Source organism: Rhizobium croatiense (assembly GCF_019793465.1).
GTDB lineage: Bacteria > Pseudomonadota > Alphaproteobacteria > Rhizobiales > Rhizobiaceae > Rhizobium > Rhizobium croatiense.
This window is the reverse complement of the sequence record NZ_JAILYJ010000001.1, coordinates 438,432-452,512: the sequence shown is the minus strand read 5'-3', so window position 1 is coordinate 452,512 and position 14,081 is coordinate 438,432. Positions and strand designations below refer to the sequence as shown.

General features: G+C 61.0%; 15 protein-coding genes. 4 read left to right on the top strand and 11 right to left on the bottom strand.

What is annotated here, in order from left to right; all coding sequences use genetic code 11:
* The 5 genes from K6M89_RS01985 to K6M89_RS01965 all read right to left on the bottom strand — a co-directional run bounded on the left by K6M89_RS01985 (position 1) and on the right by K6M89_RS01965 (position 5,486).
* Complete coding sequence (locus K6M89_RS01985; RefSeq protein WP_097581527.1) at positions 1-855, bottom strand: sugar phosphate isomerase/epimerase family protein; 855 nt, start codon at positions 853-855, stop codon at positions 1-3.
* Positions 856-882: 27 nt separating this feature from the next.
* Positions 883-2,121 carry an ROK family transcriptional regulator gene (locus tag K6M89_RS01980; protein ID WP_222138252.1) on the bottom strand — a complete coding sequence of 413 codons (1,239 nt, stop codon included), beginning with the start codon at positions 2,119-2,121 and terminating at the stop codon, positions 883-885.
* Positions 2,122-2,164: 43 nt separating this feature from the next.
* Complete coding sequence (locus tag K6M89_RS01975) at positions 2,165-3,007, bottom strand: carbohydrate ABC transporter permease (protein WP_040112498.1); 843 nt, start codon at positions 3,005-3,007, stop codon at positions 2,165-2,167.
* A complete protein-coding gene (locus K6M89_RS01970; protein WP_088686130.1) occupies positions 3,004-3,933 on the bottom strand; it encodes a carbohydrate ABC transporter permease in 930 nt (309 codons plus the stop codon). The genes K6M89_RS01975 and K6M89_RS01970 overlap by 4 nt, the downstream gene beginning before the upstream one ends.
* A 254-nt stretch (positions 3,934-4,187) precedes the next feature.
* Entirely contained in the window at positions 4,188-5,486 is a 1,299-nt protein-coding gene (locus K6M89_RS01965) for an extracellular solute-binding protein (RefSeq protein ID WP_097581397.1), read from the bottom strand.
* A 353-nt stretch (positions 5,487-5,839) separates the two neighbouring features.
* On the opposite strand from K6M89_RS01965, the gene K6M89_RS01960 reads away from it, so the two are divergent.
* Entirely contained in the window at positions 5,840-6,886 is a 1,047-nt protein-coding gene (locus K6M89_RS01960) for a Gfo/Idh/MocA family protein (RefSeq protein WP_097581396.1), read from the top strand.
* Here the strand turns inward: K6M89_RS01960 and K6M89_RS01955 are convergent.
* Entirely contained in the window at positions 6,883-8,019 is a 1,137-nt protein-coding gene (locus K6M89_RS01955) for an ROK family transcriptional regulator (RefSeq protein WP_222138251.1), read from the bottom strand. The two genes, K6M89_RS01960 and K6M89_RS01955, sit on opposite strands and share 4 nt — an antisense overlap.
* Positions 8,020-8,168: 149 nt before the next feature.
* Between K6M89_RS01955 and K6M89_RS01950 the strand changes: the two genes are divergently transcribed.
* Positions 8,169-8,711, top strand: coding sequence for a hypothetical protein (locus K6M89_RS01950; protein ID WP_222138250.1), 543 nt, complete (start codon positions 8,169-8,171; stop codon positions 8,709-8,711).
* Between the two features lie 61 nt (positions 8,712-8,772).
* Here K6M89_RS01950 and K6M89_RS30890 read toward each other — a convergent pair whose 3' ends face one another.
* Positions 8,773-8,958, bottom strand: a complete 186-nt coding sequence (locus tag K6M89_RS30890) for a hypothetical protein (RefSeq protein WP_096771192.1) — start codon at positions 8,956-8,958, stop codon at positions 8,773-8,775.
* A 387-nt stretch (positions 8,959-9,345) separates the two neighbouring features.
* On the opposite strand from K6M89_RS30890, the gene K6M89_RS01945 reads away from it, so the two are divergent.
* Positions 9,346-10,095: a sulfite exporter TauE/SafE family protein gene (locus K6M89_RS01945; RefSeq protein WP_222138249.1), complete on the top strand. Its 750-nt coding sequence runs from the start codon at positions 9,346-9,348 to the stop codon at positions 10,093-10,095.
* A gap of 271 nt (positions 10,096-10,366) precedes the next feature.
* Here K6M89_RS01945 and K6M89_RS01940 read toward each other — a convergent pair whose 3' ends face one another.
* The 4 genes from K6M89_RS01940 to dinB form a co-directional block, all read right to left on the bottom strand.
* The gene (locus K6M89_RS01940) at positions 10,367-11,374 is read right to left on the bottom strand and encodes a DUF3618 domain-containing protein (protein WP_222138248.1); all 1,008 of its coding nucleotides are present in this window, start codon (positions 11,372-11,374) and stop codon (positions 10,367-10,369) included.
* Complete coding sequence (locus K6M89_RS01935; protein ID WP_222138247.1) at positions 11,374-11,790, bottom strand: phage holin family protein; 417 nt, start codon at positions 11,788-11,790, stop codon at positions 11,374-11,376. The genes K6M89_RS01940 and K6M89_RS01935 overlap by 1 nt, the downstream gene beginning before the upstream one ends.
* Positions 11,783-12,319 carry a nutrient deprivation-induced protein gene (locus K6M89_RS01930; RefSeq protein WP_222138246.1) on the bottom strand — a complete coding sequence of 179 codons (537 nt, stop codon included), beginning with the start codon at positions 12,317-12,319 and terminating at the stop codon, positions 11,783-11,785. The genes K6M89_RS01935 and K6M89_RS01930 overlap by 8 nt, the downstream gene beginning before the upstream one ends.
* 181 nt (positions 12,320-12,500) lie before the next feature.
* Positions 12,501-13,589 (bottom strand): DNA polymerase IV, encoded by a 1,089-nt coding sequence (gene dinB / locus K6M89_RS01925; protein ID WP_222138245.1) that lies wholly within the window; start codon positions 13,587-13,589, stop codon positions 12,501-12,503.
* A gap of 179 nt (positions 13,590-13,768) precedes the next feature.
* On the opposite strand from dinB, the gene K6M89_RS01920 reads away from it, so the two are divergent.
* Positions 13,769-14,077, top strand: a complete 309-nt coding sequence (locus K6M89_RS01920; protein ID WP_222138244.1) for a hypothetical protein — start codon at positions 13,769-13,771, stop codon at positions 14,075-14,077.
* Positions 14,078-14,081: the final 4 nt, after the last annotated feature.

Sequence of the window (14,081 nt, the reverse complement as noted above, 5' to 3'; positions counted from 1 at the left end):
TCAAAGTCCGTTCAAGACACTCTTGAGATAATCGAGGCCGAGGCGCTCGCCCTCCTTGCGCGCATGGAGATCCTTGCCCGGCCAGCCATAGGCGGCATCCTCATGCTCGATCGAGAGCGTGCCATCGAAGCCATGTTGGCGCGCCTGGCTGAGGAAACGCGGCCAGTCGAGAAGGCCGAGACCCGGCAGTTTGTATTGCCACCAGCCCCTGCCGTGATAGCCGATCGCCTGCAGGGCCTCCTTGTCGATCGCCGTATCCTTGGCATGCAGGATGGAGATGCGATCCTTCACCGCCTCCATTGCGTGATAGGGATCGACGCCGATGCGGATGAGGTGCGAGGGATCGAATTCCAGCCCGAAGCGGCGATCCGGGATTCTGGCGAAAAGCTCCTGCCAGCCCTTCGGCGTGGTGCCGATGAAATTGTCTTTCGGTCCCGGCCAGTTTTCGATCGCGAAGGTGAGGCCGGAGGATTGCGTCTCGGCGATCAGACCGTTCGCGAAGTCGGCGAAATCGTCATAATTGGCTTCGTCGCTGGCGCTGTCGTTCCGGCCCGGGAAGATCACGAAGATCGGCACGCCGGTCTCGCCGATCGCCTGGGCGAATTCCGCCGTCATTGCCCTGAGCTCCCGGCGCTTGTCGCGGTCGGCATCGAGCTGGTTGCCGAAATAGGTGATCGAGGAGACGAAGAGGCCGCGCTGCCTCGCAAGCGCGACGGCGTCCGCCACCCGGTCGGGTGTCTTGATATGGCCGCCGACATCGATCTCGATGGCGTCGAAACCGGCCGCGGCGGCGAAATCCACTACTTCCTCCAGCGGGCGGTCATTGAATGTCGAGGTATAGAAGCCGATCTTCACCATATCCTCCCGGGTCTTGCTGCCGTTTCAACTGTTCAGCCGATCCATGAATTTGAGCGGCGAGCGCGTGCGTTGCGCCACATCCGCCGATGCGAGCATGAGGGCGGCCGCCATCGGCATCGCCGCCGCGCCGATCGCCGAGGCGTCCTCGCCGATCGAGGCGCGATGCAGCGAGGGCAGGTTGGTATCCTCGGCGTCGAGATGCTCGTGCACATAACGCAGCAATTCATCGACGATGCGGATCGGCAGCCTGCCGCCGACGAGCACGGCATCGGGATCGACGATCATGGCGATATGTTTGACGGCGACCGCCAGATGGGCGCTCATTTCCTTGAGCCATTGCGAAACGAGCCGCCTTCCATGCCCGTCGAGCGTCAGCAGGTCCTGGGGAACGCTCACTTCGATGCCGTGTTTGGCGAGGAAATCATAGAGGAAGAACAGCGAGAAGATCTCGCCGAGAAGCTGGACCTTCTGGCCTTTGCCGTCGCGGCCGTCGGCGATCGGCAGCCAGCCGATCTCGCCGCTGAGGCCCATGGCGCCGCGATGGCCGTTGCCGTCAAGCACCAGGCCGCCGCCGGGGCAGGCATTGACGGCAATATAGAAAAAACTGCTGCTTTCGGCGCCGAGGCCGTAATCGAGCTCGGCAAGGGCTGCGGCATTGGCCTCGTTCTCGATGAAGACGGGGTGCTGCGTCAGGTTTTCGAGGGCGGCGCGCACATCGAATTCCGTCCATTCCTGATAGGCATCCGGCTTGCCGAGCAGCGAAATCTCGCCAAGCCAATCCGGCACCGCAAGCCCGATGCCGCAAAGGCGCGCATCGTCGATCAGCCGGCTGCGCTGGAAATGCGAGATCGCGTCTGCCGTCAGCTGCATGAATTCGCCAGGCAGGATGAAGCGCTTCTCGTGATGGACCCGGGCGCGGACATTGCCGACGGCATCGACGGCGAGGATCGTCAGATGGTCGCGATCGATGTTGATGCCGATGGCGTAAGAGGCATCCGGGTTGATCTCCAGCTCGATCGCCGGCTGGCCCCGCAGCCCGTGGCGACGGCGGGCTTCCATGATCAGGCCCTCGTCGAGCAGGCGGTCGACGATGCGGGCGATGGCCGGTTTGGTGAAGCCGGTGCGCCTGGCGATTTCAGCCCGCGAGATTGGCGCCTGACGATGGATGTAGCGCAGGACGACGGCCCTGTTATGCTCGCCCGCATCTTCGACATTAGCCCCCGTCAGATCCGGGGAGAGCCTGGCGCCGATCGTCTGGTTCATGCGTTCGATCCTTCCTCACGCGTCAAGAATGAAGCAGACCGTCTCATCCTTTCACCGCGCCGCTGGTCATCGCGCCGAGGATCAGCCTCTGCAGCGACAGGAAGGCCACGATCGCCGGAACGACCGAGATCAGGCAGGCGGCGGCAAGCAGCTGGATGGACGAGTCGGTCTGCATGCCGCGGAAGTTAAAGATTCCAACGCCGATCGGCATCAGGTCATTTTTGGTGAGCAGCAGGAAAGGCACCAGGAATTGCGACCAGCCGGCTATGACGGTGATGATGAAGACCGAAGCGATGCCCGGCGCCGACAGCGGAAGAATGATCCGCCAGAAGACCGAGAACCGGTTGCAGCCGTCGATCATCGCCGCCTCGTCGAGGCTGCGCGGAATGCCGTCGACCGTGCTCTTCAAGAGCCAGGTCGCAAGGGGAACGCCGAGCGCGATATAGACCATGACGACGGCAAAATGCGTATCCAGCATTCCGAGCCGGTTCATGTAGCGATAGAGCGGCACCATGATAACCAGCGGCGAGATCATCTGGAAAAGCAGCAGCCCCATCATCGACAGGCCCTTGCCGCGGAAATTGAAGCGGGAAAAGGCGTAGGCCGCGGGCAGCGCCACGATCAGCACGCCGAAGCCGCTGAGCGCCGCGAGCTTCAGGCCGTTCCAGAGATAAATCGGGAAATAGCTGTTGTTGAGAACGGTGATGAAATTGTCGATGGTCGGATTGTTGGGAATATAACGCGCTGCGCCGCGATAGATCTCGCGCTTGTCGCGCATCGCCATCGACAGGAGATAGGTGAGGGGGCCGGCGAAGAAGATGAACATCGCCAGCATGAAGAGATAGCTCATGGCATCGCCGAGCCGTGTTCCGGTCCGCTGGCTCATTGCTCTTCCTCCTTCGGCAGGAACGAGGCGTAGATGAAGGCGAGCCCGAGGCTGATGATCAGCATCAGCACGGAGAGCACGCTGCCGCCGGAGAGATCGTAGTTCCGGAAGACGATGTTGAAGACGTAGAGCGAGATGACCTCGGTCGCCCGTCCGGGACCGCCGCCCGTCAGCGTGATGATCGCATCGAAGGTGTTCACCGTCTGGATGGTGATGAGGATCATGTTGACCAGGATGGCGGCGCGCAGCTGCGGCAGCGTGACGAAGAAGAACTGCTGCGAGGCGGTGGCGCCGTCGACTTCGGCGGCTTCATAAAGCGAGGGATCGATCGCCTTCAGCGCCGCATACATGACGACCATGGAAAAGGCAGTGCCGCGCCAGATGTTGGAGATCAGCGTCGACCATGGCGCGATTGCCGGATCGGAAAGCCAGGCAACGGTGGGCATGTGCATCAATCTCAGAATGCTGTTCAGTGCGCCGTAGGGCGCTTCGGAAAACAGCATCTGCCAGATGATGCCGCCGGCAATGCCGGGCACGACCCAGGCGACGAGCGCCGTCGTTCTCAAGATCGTCGTGCCGAACAGGCCGCGCTTTTCGCCGCGGATGACCGTGACGGCGACGGCAAGGCCGAGGATCTGCTGGCCGATGACGCTGCCGCCGACGAAGATCAGCGTCGCCCATAAAATGTCGGGCAGCTGCGGCGAGCTCAGCGCATTGGTGATCGAGCCCAGCGTATAGTCCTGATTGTCGCCGATCAGCGTCGCGTTGGTGAAGGAAAGCCGGAAAACATCAATGACGGGGTAAAGATAGAATATGCCGATGACGATGATCACGGGCATGATCCAGGGCAGGGGCGCGCCAGCGAAACGGCGCATGAACGTTCTGCTTTGAGGCGGGCTGTCGGCCTCGATGGCAATGGGGCTCATTGGCTTCTCTGTCCGGGTTATTAGCACTTTCGACGGCGCCTCAAGGCCAGGCGCCGTCGCTATCTGAAGTGGCGGAGATAGCTGCCCCTCACCCTAAACCTCTCCCCGTAAAAACGGGGAGAGGGGACGTGCCACGCGAGACGCCGGTGATAGAGGGAGAGGTTGCGGCATCGTCCCTTCTCCCCGCAGGCGGGGAGAAGGTGGCGGCAGCCGGATGAGGGGCAGTCCGCAATCTCCTGAGCTTAACCGCAGCATCACAGACGCTTATAAGCCTCCATAGCCGCGCTGAATGCGGCATCCAGAGCCTCTTCCGGCTTCTTCGTGCCCGAGAGCACGTCGCCCATCATGATCTGGATCTGGTTGGATATTTCAGGATAGATCGGCACGCCGGGGCGAGCCTGGCCGTTGACCAGAGCCTGGGCGAAGGTCTTGTTGGCTTCGGTGGAGAAGACCTCATACTTGTCGAACAGCGATTTGCGGGTCGGCAGCTGCTGCTGCAGCGCATTGGCCGGGCCCATATAGACCTCGCGGGCGAGATTGGCGCACATCTCGACCTTGTCCTTGTCCTTGCTGAAGGAGGCGATCGTCCAGCCGCCGGTGCCGGTCGAGCGCTGATCGGCCGTCGGGCCGGGGATGGGCGAGAAGGTCCAGTTGGCGAACTCGTCTTCCTCGAGCGTCGTCTTCAGCTGCGCATATTGCCAGTTGCCGCCGATGAAGAGGGCGGTCGTGCCGGCTGCCGCCGCCGCGTTCATATCGTCATAATTGGCGATGGTGCTGACGCGTTTGGGAGCCGCGCCGGAATCGACGAGATCCTTGAAATAATTCAGCGCCTTCAGGAATTTTTCCTTGTTCTCGCCCTCGCCGAACACCGGCTTGCCGCTGTCGTCGACGAGCTTGCCGCCGAGCGCCCAGTAGTTCGCCAGCCAGTCGAAGGTAGTGCCTTCCCAGCGCCCGCCATTGAAGAGCACGCCTTCCATGCCTTCCTTGGTGGAGGCAAGGGCGGCCTTCTTCAGGTCGTCCCAGGTCTCAGGCGCATCTGCTACAATCGACTTGTTGCGGTATAGCACGCGAAGGTCCGTATCCCACCACCAGGCGCGCACCGTCTGGTCCTTGTCGGTGATGCCGGCGCGGATGAAGGGGAAGAGATCGTCCACTTCTTCCTTCGAGAAGTAGGGCGTGAAGTCGGCCAGCACCTTGTTGACCATGAACTGCGACAGCACGAAGGAATCGACGGCAGCGCAATCCGGCGCATTGCCGGCCTTGGCCTGCTCCAGCATCTTGGCCTGCTCGGTGCCGATGTCGGAGGACATGAACTGCATCTGCAGTTTCCACTCTGGATGCTTCTTGATGAATTCGACGAACAGCTTCTGATAACCCTCGGCAATAGCGGGGTCGGAGTTGTTCGGGCTGTCGTTGGTCAGGCGGACGACGAGGGTTTTGGCCGCATCGGCGAGGCCGATCCGGTCTTTGCTAGCTAGTTCCTGGGCAAAAATGGCGGATGCTGAAAATAAGATAGTGCTCAGCGCCAATGCGCTGACGGTTGCGCTCTTCATGATGGGTCTCCTCCCCATTTTGAACGATTACAGCCTGGCGGTCAGTTGACCTCTCCTCATTTCCGTGCTGCATTAATTAGATTAAGTTACTTTGATTTGATGTCAAGCCAGAGCTTTGGGAGGATCGAGATGCTGGCGACATTCAACACCAGCTAGCGCGCCGCCGGCGAAAATCGAGTCGACTTCGCGAGGTCATGCGCCGGTCCGCCACGTCGGAGCATCTCTCCTGGACGCGCGGCGCATCCACCTCGCAATTTTCCCGAGGAAGAGCACGAGCGATCGCGGATTGCCGCGACCGCAAGCGGCGGCTTTTGCCCGGCGGCAGCCGGAAATCCAACTCTGTGGAGAAGAAGATGCGTTTACTCATTCTCGGCACCGGCGGCATGGCCAACCAGCACGCCGCACGCTTCAAGGCGATCGAAGGCGTCAGCGTCGTCGGCGGCGTCGATGTCGTTCCGGAAAGGCTCGCGGCCTTCTGCACCGAACATGGCATCGCCAATCATTTCCTCTCGCTCGAGGATGCGCTTGCCTGGGGCGAGTTCGATGCGGTCGCCAATGTCACGCCTGACAGCATCCACCATCCGACGACGCTGCAGGCGATTGCCGCCGGCAAGCATGTCTTCTGTGAGAAGCCGCTCGCCACCGATGCTGTCAAGGCCATGGAAATGACCGAGGCGATCGAGCGGGCGGGCAAGGTAGGCATGGTCAACTTCACCTACCGCAACTCGCCGGCGCTGCAGAAAGGCCGGCAGATGGTGCTCGCCGGCGAGATCGGCGCGGTGCGCCATATCGAGGCGTCGCATCTGCAAAGCTGGCTGGTCGGCCGCCACTGGGGCGACTGGAAGAGCGAAAGCAAATGGCTGTGGCGGCTGAGCAAGAAGCACGGCTCGAACGGCGCGCTCGGCGATATCGGCATCCACATCGTCGATTTCGCTTCCTACGGCTCCGGCCTCGACGTCGCCCATGTCTTCGCCCGGCTGAAGACCTTCGACAAGGCGCCGGGCCATAAGATCGGCGAGTACGATCTCGACGCCAATGACAGCTTCACGATGAATGTCGACTTCACCAATGGCGCGATCGGCACGATCCAGGCAACGCGCACCGCCGCCGGCCAGATGGATCAGCTGCGTCTCAGGGTCTATGGCGAAACCGGCTCGGTCGAGATGATCTACGATACCGGCAATTCGACGCTGCGCGCCTGCCTCGGCGAGGATGTGCACACGGCGACCTGGCGCGACGTGCCCTTCGATCCCGTGGAGACGAATTACCAGCGTTTCGTTCAGGCGGTGCGGGCGGGCAAGACCCAGGAACCGTCTTTCCGCCGCGCCGCCAATATCCAGAAGGTGCTCGACAAGGCGCTGGCCTCCGATCTCAGCCACGCCGATGAGGCGCTCACTTAGGCTGAAGCCGGCGGCAGCAGCAGCGTGTTGAGGAAGGGCAGCAGCGCCGCTCCCAGCGCCACGCCGCCGCTGAAGCTTGCCGGCCGCATCGGCGAAATCCATGGCGTGATGATGGGGCGTGTGGATGTATCGCGCCGCTCGATCGAAAGCTGGTGGATCAGCGCCTCGATCACACCCTGCGGCAGATCTCCGCCGATCATGACGGTGCTCGGGGCGAAGAAACCGGCCATGGCGATGATCGGATCGAGCAGATGGCCCGCGGCCTCGCGGATCCATTGCGACAGCAGCGGACAGGAGAATTCCTCGCTCTTCAGCAGCCGGGCGAAATCGTCTTCGCCGATGCGCGAGCGCAGGGAGCCGAAGCCGACGACGGTGTTGAGCTGGACATTATCCGGCCCGGTCAGCATTTCGCCGATGCTGCCCGCCCGCCCGTGCACGCCGGAATAGGGAACGCCGCGGATGAGGAACCCCGCCTGCACGTCGTCGTCGATGATAATCATCGCGAGCCCGCCCTCCGGCATGGCGCTGCCGATGGTGCGTTCGGCAAGAAGGCCCGCCGTGCACTCGTTCTCGACATAGGGCCGCGCAATCGTCGACAGCGCGGCGATCGCGTCGCTCTCATCCTCCGTCCAGTCGTTGGCGGCGATGCCGAGCCCGATGACCGGCAGGCTGGCATGCCGATCGACCATGTCGCGGACGGCCGCATGCACCAGCTGGACCTTGTCCGCCGGCTCCACATCGAAATAGGCCCGGTCATGCACCTGGCCGCTCAGATCGACGAGCACGATCTCGCCGCGCGTCTTGCGAAGCTTGACCCCGACCGAAAAAGCGCCTTCCGGCCGCAGCGCAAATTCCGTCGCCGCGGCGCCGCCGCCAAGCCCGTTGCGCCGGTTCGAGGTCACGAGCTTCTCCTCCGCCAGCCGCCGCAGAATATTGGTGATACCGGGCCCGGTCAGCCCGCTATGCCGCCCAAGCTCGGTACGGGTCAGCGGCCCATGCCGGCGGATCGCTTCCAGGATGACGCGAATATTCCGGTCGGCGATCTCGCCCGACCTCAGACCCACCGTTTTGGCACGCGGACCGCCCATCTCCTGGGTGTGAAGCCGACGCGGCCCTGACCGAAGATACCGCATGACCGTCTTTCCTAGAGCACTATCTCGATTGTCTATCACGCTTGCAGGTGTTCGTAACGATTTTCCGGTAGATGCTTGTAACCAAGGGCCGAGCTCTACACAGTTAAAATGTGCGCGGAATTACTTGCGGGGAGAGTTGAATTCAACAGATGACCGATGAACATTCTCCCGCCACTGGCCGCGACCCAAACGCCACCCATCCAATTCTCGTCTTGCGAGGAAGCGTCCGATACCTCTTCATGTTCCTTGGCGTCATGGCCCTTCTTTTCGTCTGCCTCTCACTTGTCGCCCTTGGGCAGATCGAAATGAGCAGACCCACGAGTGGTATCGGAGAGGGCCTGTTCGCGATCCTGTTCCTCGGCGTCATCGTTTATGTTGCGGTAAAGGCCCGGCAGGCGGATTTCACGAAGCCCTTGATGGTAATCGGACCCCAGGGCATCACCGGTCAAAAGCTGCCGAAGCTCATCCCTTGGTCAATGATCGAGCGTGTTGACATTCCCCGAACCTGGTGGGCGGGGCTGATCTATCTGACTGTGCGCAAGGATGCTGATCCGGAAATACTTGAGCAACTGCGCAAGCGGCAGCCTCTTGAAAGGACCGTCGCGATACCGCACAGATGGGTTCCGGGGTTCCGTTCAAGCCAAGTCAAGGACATCGTAAATCGCTACTTTGAACGCTCGCAGCAAAGCTGAAGCCGAATGAAATTTCTGCCTCAGACCGTGTATCCCAAGGTCGCCCCGACCGGCCATACATTCAGTAGCTGCAGGGACGATCGTTGCCAAAGCCGTCGCGGCAGGCGGGTCTCAGTCCATAGTCGACGCTGCTGTATCCAACCGAGCCGGTTTGCACCGAGTCGGTTGAGCTCGTGCAGGAAGTCAACGAGACGGCAACCGCGACGACGGCTGCTACGGCTGCCAGTGATTTGCGAATCTGCAACATCCCTACCCCTCCCCATCGCCAGCCGAGAGCCGGCGTCGTCAGTGTGATTACCGCGCAGATAGGCCGATGCGGCGATCGGTAAACTGTTGCGCCCGATCAAGATTCCGTTATTCGTTGAAAGGCGGTTGGCTTTCTGCCTTTCCCCATCGAGCCAATGATACTGATGGTCGCGTTGCATGACCTCAACAACGCTGCAACCCCATGACAAAGCTGCTTTCCAAGTTGCAGAAACCAAAGCACGAACTTCGGCTTGGGAAATGAGTCGCCGAGGAGTCTGATCGTTTCAGGGCGCCTGCTTTTCCACAGGACTTACACCGGCGCGATTGTCTTGGGCCGCGATTCTAGACAAGTGTCTCGGCGGAGCTTCGGTGCTAAGGCGACCTGAACATGTACGATATTATTCTTCTTTTCCTGGCCGGCTTGTTGGCAGGCAGCATGAATGCATTGGCGGGCGGCGGGTCGTTCGTATCCCTGCCTGCGCTGATATCGGTCGGAGTGCCGTCGGTTGCCGCAAACGCGACAAGCACTTTAGCCTTGTTTCCCGGCGGTATGGCGAGCTCGTGGGTCTACCGTGATGGGGTTAAGAGTGTGTGCGGTATCAATGTCGTGGCCATCGCTATCGTGACAGTGGTGGGTGGTGTGGCGGGAAGTGTTTTATTACTTCTAACCCCAGCCAGGATCTTCGATGGAATCCTGCCATGGCTTTTGCTGGTGGCGACATTGATGCTGGCTGCAGGGCCAAGGCTCAGCGCAAGGCTTCAGACGCGGGCACGTCCGAGTGTTCTGGCCTTCGCAATGGTTCAGTTCTTTCTCGGTCTTTATGGCGGCTATTTCGGCGGCGCAGTTGGACTTATGATGCTCGCGGCATGGAGCGTGCTCGGGGGCGGGGAGATCAAGAGCCTGAATCCGACAAGAATGGTGATGGTCACTGCCGCGAACGCGGTCGCCGTCGTCGTTTTCGTACTGGCCGGGGCAATCGTATGGCAACAGTGCATTTCCATGACGTTCGGAGCCGTTATCGGCGGATGGATCGGAGCGCATGTCGGACGCAGGCTGCCATCATCGATCGTCCGGGTGCTAACCCTCGCGGTCGCCCTTTTGACGACCGCGGTGTTCTTTTCGCGAGCTTATCTTTGAGCGGAGGTCCGGCACCCATCTGAGGAACTAAATCCAACAGACTGAAGACGCGGCTTCCGATTGGAGGCGCCCTTCAGCGCGGATCATGTTCGTGCATGTTGGAGAAAGGACGCTGATGCCGCGCAAATGCATCCTTTCCGCCGTTGCCGGCCGCCCCTTTGGGACGATGATTGGCGGTGCGGCCGGCTTCGCCATCGTCGTTTGGCGGACAGTTCGATCAAGCCGGCCTGCCAACGTCACCGGTTGAACTTCAGTCAGGCTGTGGTTGCGGTCAGCCCGGTATCGTCGGATCACGGGCTCCTGGCTTGCGGAGGGATTCGACTTCTTCAGAAAGGCGATCCTTGATTTCGTCGTGAGCGTCGGATGCAACCGCGACCGCGTGTTGGTAGGCGTTGGAAGCGATGGCGGTGCCTTGATCGACAAGTTCAGAGGTCTGTTCGCTTATCGCTTCCCTGGTGGCATCCGATGCTTCGCCAGCGAGTTCATCTTCAATTTCGGTGCTCGGAAGCGCCGCGCCGATCGCGGCTCCGACTGCAAAAGCCAATGCGCCGCCGACCAGCGGTTGATCGCGGAACTGGTGGAGGATCATTGCATTGAGCTTGTTTGTCTGTTCGTGCAGGTTCGTTACAGCAGAAGAGGCCTGGTCGGCGAGCGCACTCGCCCTTCCCGTCGCGCGGTCGGAAACGCCTTGCACAGCAGCCTTGGCTTGCTCCCACTTTTCGGCGGCCCAACCAGATGCAGCATCCAGGACAGCCCCGGTCTCATCGACAATCTGGTCGACCCGATTGCCGCTGGCATCCACGAAACCGCGATAGGTCTTGCCCGTTTCATCGACAAAATGACCCGCACGGCGTCCAGTTTCATCAGTGAGAGCCTTCAGCGTCTTGCCAGTGCTATCGGAGAAATGGCTGTACCGAACGCCCCCGACCGAGCTCGGCGGGCCAAGGCGGCGCACAGGCCCCTGAACGGGATAGAGGTCATATTCCGGCTCGGTAGACGTCGTTGAGCCGGTCGCCGATGAAGGAGTGCCTTTGGCCATCAGCCAGGCGAGACTGACGCCCATCAGCGCCACCGGAAGCGGATTTTCCTTAAGCGCTCGGCCGAGGTTTCCGACGAACTCGCTGCCCCCGCTGTTTTTGGCGTAGGCGATAACCTCGTCGACCAGTTGGCCAGGTGACAGCCGCTCCTGGATTGCGTTGATACGTTCCCCAAGTCGCTGGCGATCTTGGTCGATTTCGCGCTGAAGCTCCAGCGACGTCTTGTCTGAAGACGTTTCCATCAGAGTTTATCCTTCACGGTTTGCACGTCTCGACGCAGCGAGGTTGTCGTGCGTTCAAGCGTCAGATTGCTGCGATGGAAGGCGGCAAGGCCCCGCCTGATCATGATCCATGCAATAAGGCCGATGACGACGCTGACGATGATCGCAGCCAGCGCACTGGCCGTGGGCTCGCTGAACCCTTGCGCCAGGAAGAGCGCAGCGACACCGCTGACGACGGCGCTCAACAGCACGCCGACGGCACCGATTGCCAGGATCGTTCCTATGAGCAGGATTTCGACGCCGCTTAAGGCGGCAGAGAGCTTCTCCGATGCTTCCGCTTTGGCGAGGTCGATCTCCTTGCGCAGCAGACCAGTAACGTCACCCAACAGCCCGCCGATCAGCTCGGCCAATGGTGTGTTTTCAGATGGCTTAGCCATTTTGGTTGTCCTTGCTTCCCGAAACGAATGCCGGTGCAGACGGAGCAGTTGTCCGAGCCTTGTCATTCTGGGCTTTGTCGGTCCGTTTCGCGGAGGCGGTCAGAAACCGGCTTGCAGTCAGCCCGGCGAGGGCGGCAATTCCCAGAAATGCGATCGGCTGCCTGCGACCGAAATCCTCAGCCAGGATAGCCATCTCCCGGAGGTCCTTGCCCTCCACCCGTCTTGCCGCACTGGCAACGCTGCGACCGAGTTCCCGAGCGTAGCGGCCGACGTGCCGCTGATCGGAGCTTTCGAGCTCCGCCCCTACCTTCTCCAATGCAATTGCAATGCCGCTCAGCTGGTGAGCGGCAAAGTGCACCTGCTCGGAAACAACCGCCTTTGCCTTATCCAGGCCGGCGTCGGATGCCTCCTTCACCATCTCCTTGGTCGCGCTGATATCGTCGCTGATCTTGTCTTTCAGCTCAGTGGTCGGAGAGGGGTTCGCAGGCCGACTGCGTTCTCCTTCCGGCGCGGAAAATACGTCAGTCATTGGGGCCTCCTTGGCTTGGAATGTGTGTCATCGCCGAACCTCGATCTTCCCGCTTTGTTCCAGCAGGGTAAGAAGTTCCCGGCTCCGTCGTCGTTGGGCGGAGAGCACCAGCCTGCAATGAGGGCGGTTTTGACGCCCGAGGATGTTAGTCCGTAGCTTCTCCTCAGCCGATGCTGGCGATCTAAAACGCCAGTCGCAGCTGCGGTTCCGTTCCAGAGGCCCGCCGTTCCAGCGAAGACAGGGTAATGCCGAGCAGCCGGATGCCCTTTCGTGGCGGAAAGATCGGCGCCAGCAGCAGGCTGATTATCTCTTCGAGGTCAGTGATCGCGGGCAAGAGGGCCGGAACTGTCTTGCTGCGGGTGATCTGCTTGAAGTCGGCATATTTGATCTTCAGCGTTACCGTCTTGGCACCGATCCCATTGGCCTCGCAATAGCCCCACACCTTTTCGATCAGCGGCTCAAGACCTTCGCGAGCCGGTCCATAGGCATGGAGGTCTTGTGAAAAGGTATCTTCGGCGCCGACGGATTTGCGCACCCGGTTCGGCTTGACCCGGCGCTCGTCGATGCCGCGCGCGATGCCATAGAAATACGGTCCTGACTTCCCGAAATGCTCCACCAGGAATTCGAGCGTCTTCCCCTTGAGGTCGGCGCCGGTATCGATTCCGAGCCGGTGCATCTTGTCGGCCGCTGCCGGGCCGACGCCATGAAATTTTTTGACGACGAGGGCCTCGACGAAGGCCGGCCCGTTCCTCGGGGTTATGACGGCCTGGCCATTCGGCTTGTTAAGGTCGCTTGCCATCTTGGCGAGAAACTTGTTGTAGGAAATCCCGGCCGATGCGTTGAGGCCGGTGACTTGCTTGATCTTCGCCCGGATTTCCGTCGCAATTTCGGTGGCGATTTCCATGCCCTTGAGGTTGTCTGTGACATCGAGATAGGCTTCGTCGAGTGAAAGCGGCTCGATCAACGGGGTGTATTCGGCAAAGATCTCGCGGATTTGCTGCGACACGGCTTTGTAGACGTCGAAGCGCGGCGGCACGAAAATCAGGTCGGGACATTTCCGCTTGGCGGTGACCGACGGCATGGCCGAGTGAACGCCGAATGCCCGTGCCTCGTAGCTTGCTGCCGCCACCACGCCGCGAGCGGCCGATCCGCCAACGGCAATCGGTCTGCCCCGCAAGTCCTGATTGTCGCGCTGCTCGACCGACGCATAAAACGCATCCATGTCGATGTGGACGATCTTTCGGACTGGCGTTGGACTCATCTCGTTCATGGCGGCTTCAGCGATCGCAATGGCATCGGCACCTGGAGATTTACGCCGAAACAAAAAGGGAACATATCAGGCTTCAAGGCGAGATCAACCATTTCGACAGGCGCCTTGGTTCTTCCGCCGAAACTACCAGCCTCCGCAGGCGTTCTCACCCTGTGGAAATCAATATCAGGAGACGCCCAATGGCGGACGACAGCACCATGACGATCAGAGCGACCTTTGAAACGCGAGAGGCAGCTGATCGCGCCGTCGAACATCTGGTTCAGCAGCACGGTATCGCGAGGCCCGACATTTTCATCCAGTCGGCGACCGATCGCAATACCGCCGGCTCGGCGCCATCGGGGGGCGACGTCTCGCATAGCGATGGCGCCCGTCGCGACGCCCCGCTCGAAGGCGAGATCGAGGTTTCGGTGGATGTCGCATCCACTGAGCTCGCCGCCGTCCAGCGCAGTCTTGGAGATGCCGGCGGGCTGCGGGTTTCGCAGCGCTGAGCGG

What these genes read in the sequence shown, in the direction of transcription:
- K6M89_RS01965 (WP_097581397.1), bottom strand. Translation starts at nt 5,486, where the DNA reads ATGAAGAGCGCAACCGTCAGCGCATTGGCGCTGAGCACTATCTTATTT.
- K6M89_RS30890 (WP_096771192.1), bottom strand. Translation starts at nt 8,958, where the DNA reads ATGTTGCAGATTCGCAAATCACTGGCAGCCGTAGCAGCCGTCGTCGCG.
- K6M89_RS01950 (WP_222138250.1), top strand. Translation starts at nt 8,169, where the DNA reads ATGACCGATGAACATTCTCCCGCCACTGGCCGCGACCCAAACGCCACC.
- K6M89_RS01935 (WP_222138247.1), bottom strand. Translation starts at nt 11,790, where the DNA reads ATGGCTAAGCCATCTGAAAACACACCATTGGCCGAGCTGATCGGCGGG.
- K6M89_RS01980 (WP_222138252.1), bottom strand. Translation starts at nt 2,121, where the DNA reads ATGAACCAGACGATCGGCGCCAGGCTCTCCCCGGATCTGACGGGGGCT.
- K6M89_RS01970 (WP_088686130.1), bottom strand. Translation starts at nt 3,933, where the DNA reads ATGAGCCCCATTGCCATCGAGGCCGACAGCCCGCCTCAAAGCAGAACG.
- K6M89_RS01945 (WP_222138249.1), top strand. Translation starts at nt 9,346, where the DNA reads ATGTACGATATTATTCTTCTTTTCCTGGCCGGCTTGTTGGCAGGCAGC.
- K6M89_RS01955 (WP_222138251.1), bottom strand. Translation starts at nt 8,019, where the DNA reads ATGCGGTATCTTCGGTCAGGGCCGCGTCGGCTTCACACCCAGGAGATG.
- K6M89_RS01960 (WP_097581396.1), top strand. Translation starts at nt 5,840, where the DNA reads ATGCGTTTACTCATTCTCGGCACCGGCGGCATGGCCAACCAGCACGCC.
- K6M89_RS01930 (WP_222138246.1), bottom strand. Translation starts at nt 12,319, where the DNA reads ATGACTGACGTATTTTCCGCGCCGGAAGGAGAACGCAGTCGGCCTGCG.
- K6M89_RS01940 (WP_222138248.1), bottom strand. Translation starts at nt 11,374, where the DNA reads ATGGAAACGTCTTCAGACAAGACGTCGCTGGAGCTTCAGCGCGAAATC.
- K6M89_RS01975 (WP_040112498.1), bottom strand. Translation starts at nt 3,007, where the DNA reads ATGAGCCAGCGGACCGGAACACGGCTCGGCGATGCCATGAGCTATCTC.
- K6M89_RS01920 (WP_222138244.1), top strand. Translation starts at nt 13,769, where the DNA reads ATGGCGGACGACAGCACCATGACGATCAGAGCGACCTTTGAAACGCGA.
- dinB (WP_222138245.1), bottom strand. Translation starts at nt 13,589, where the DNA reads ATGAACGAGATGAGTCCAACGCCAGTCCGAAAGATCGTCCACATCGAC.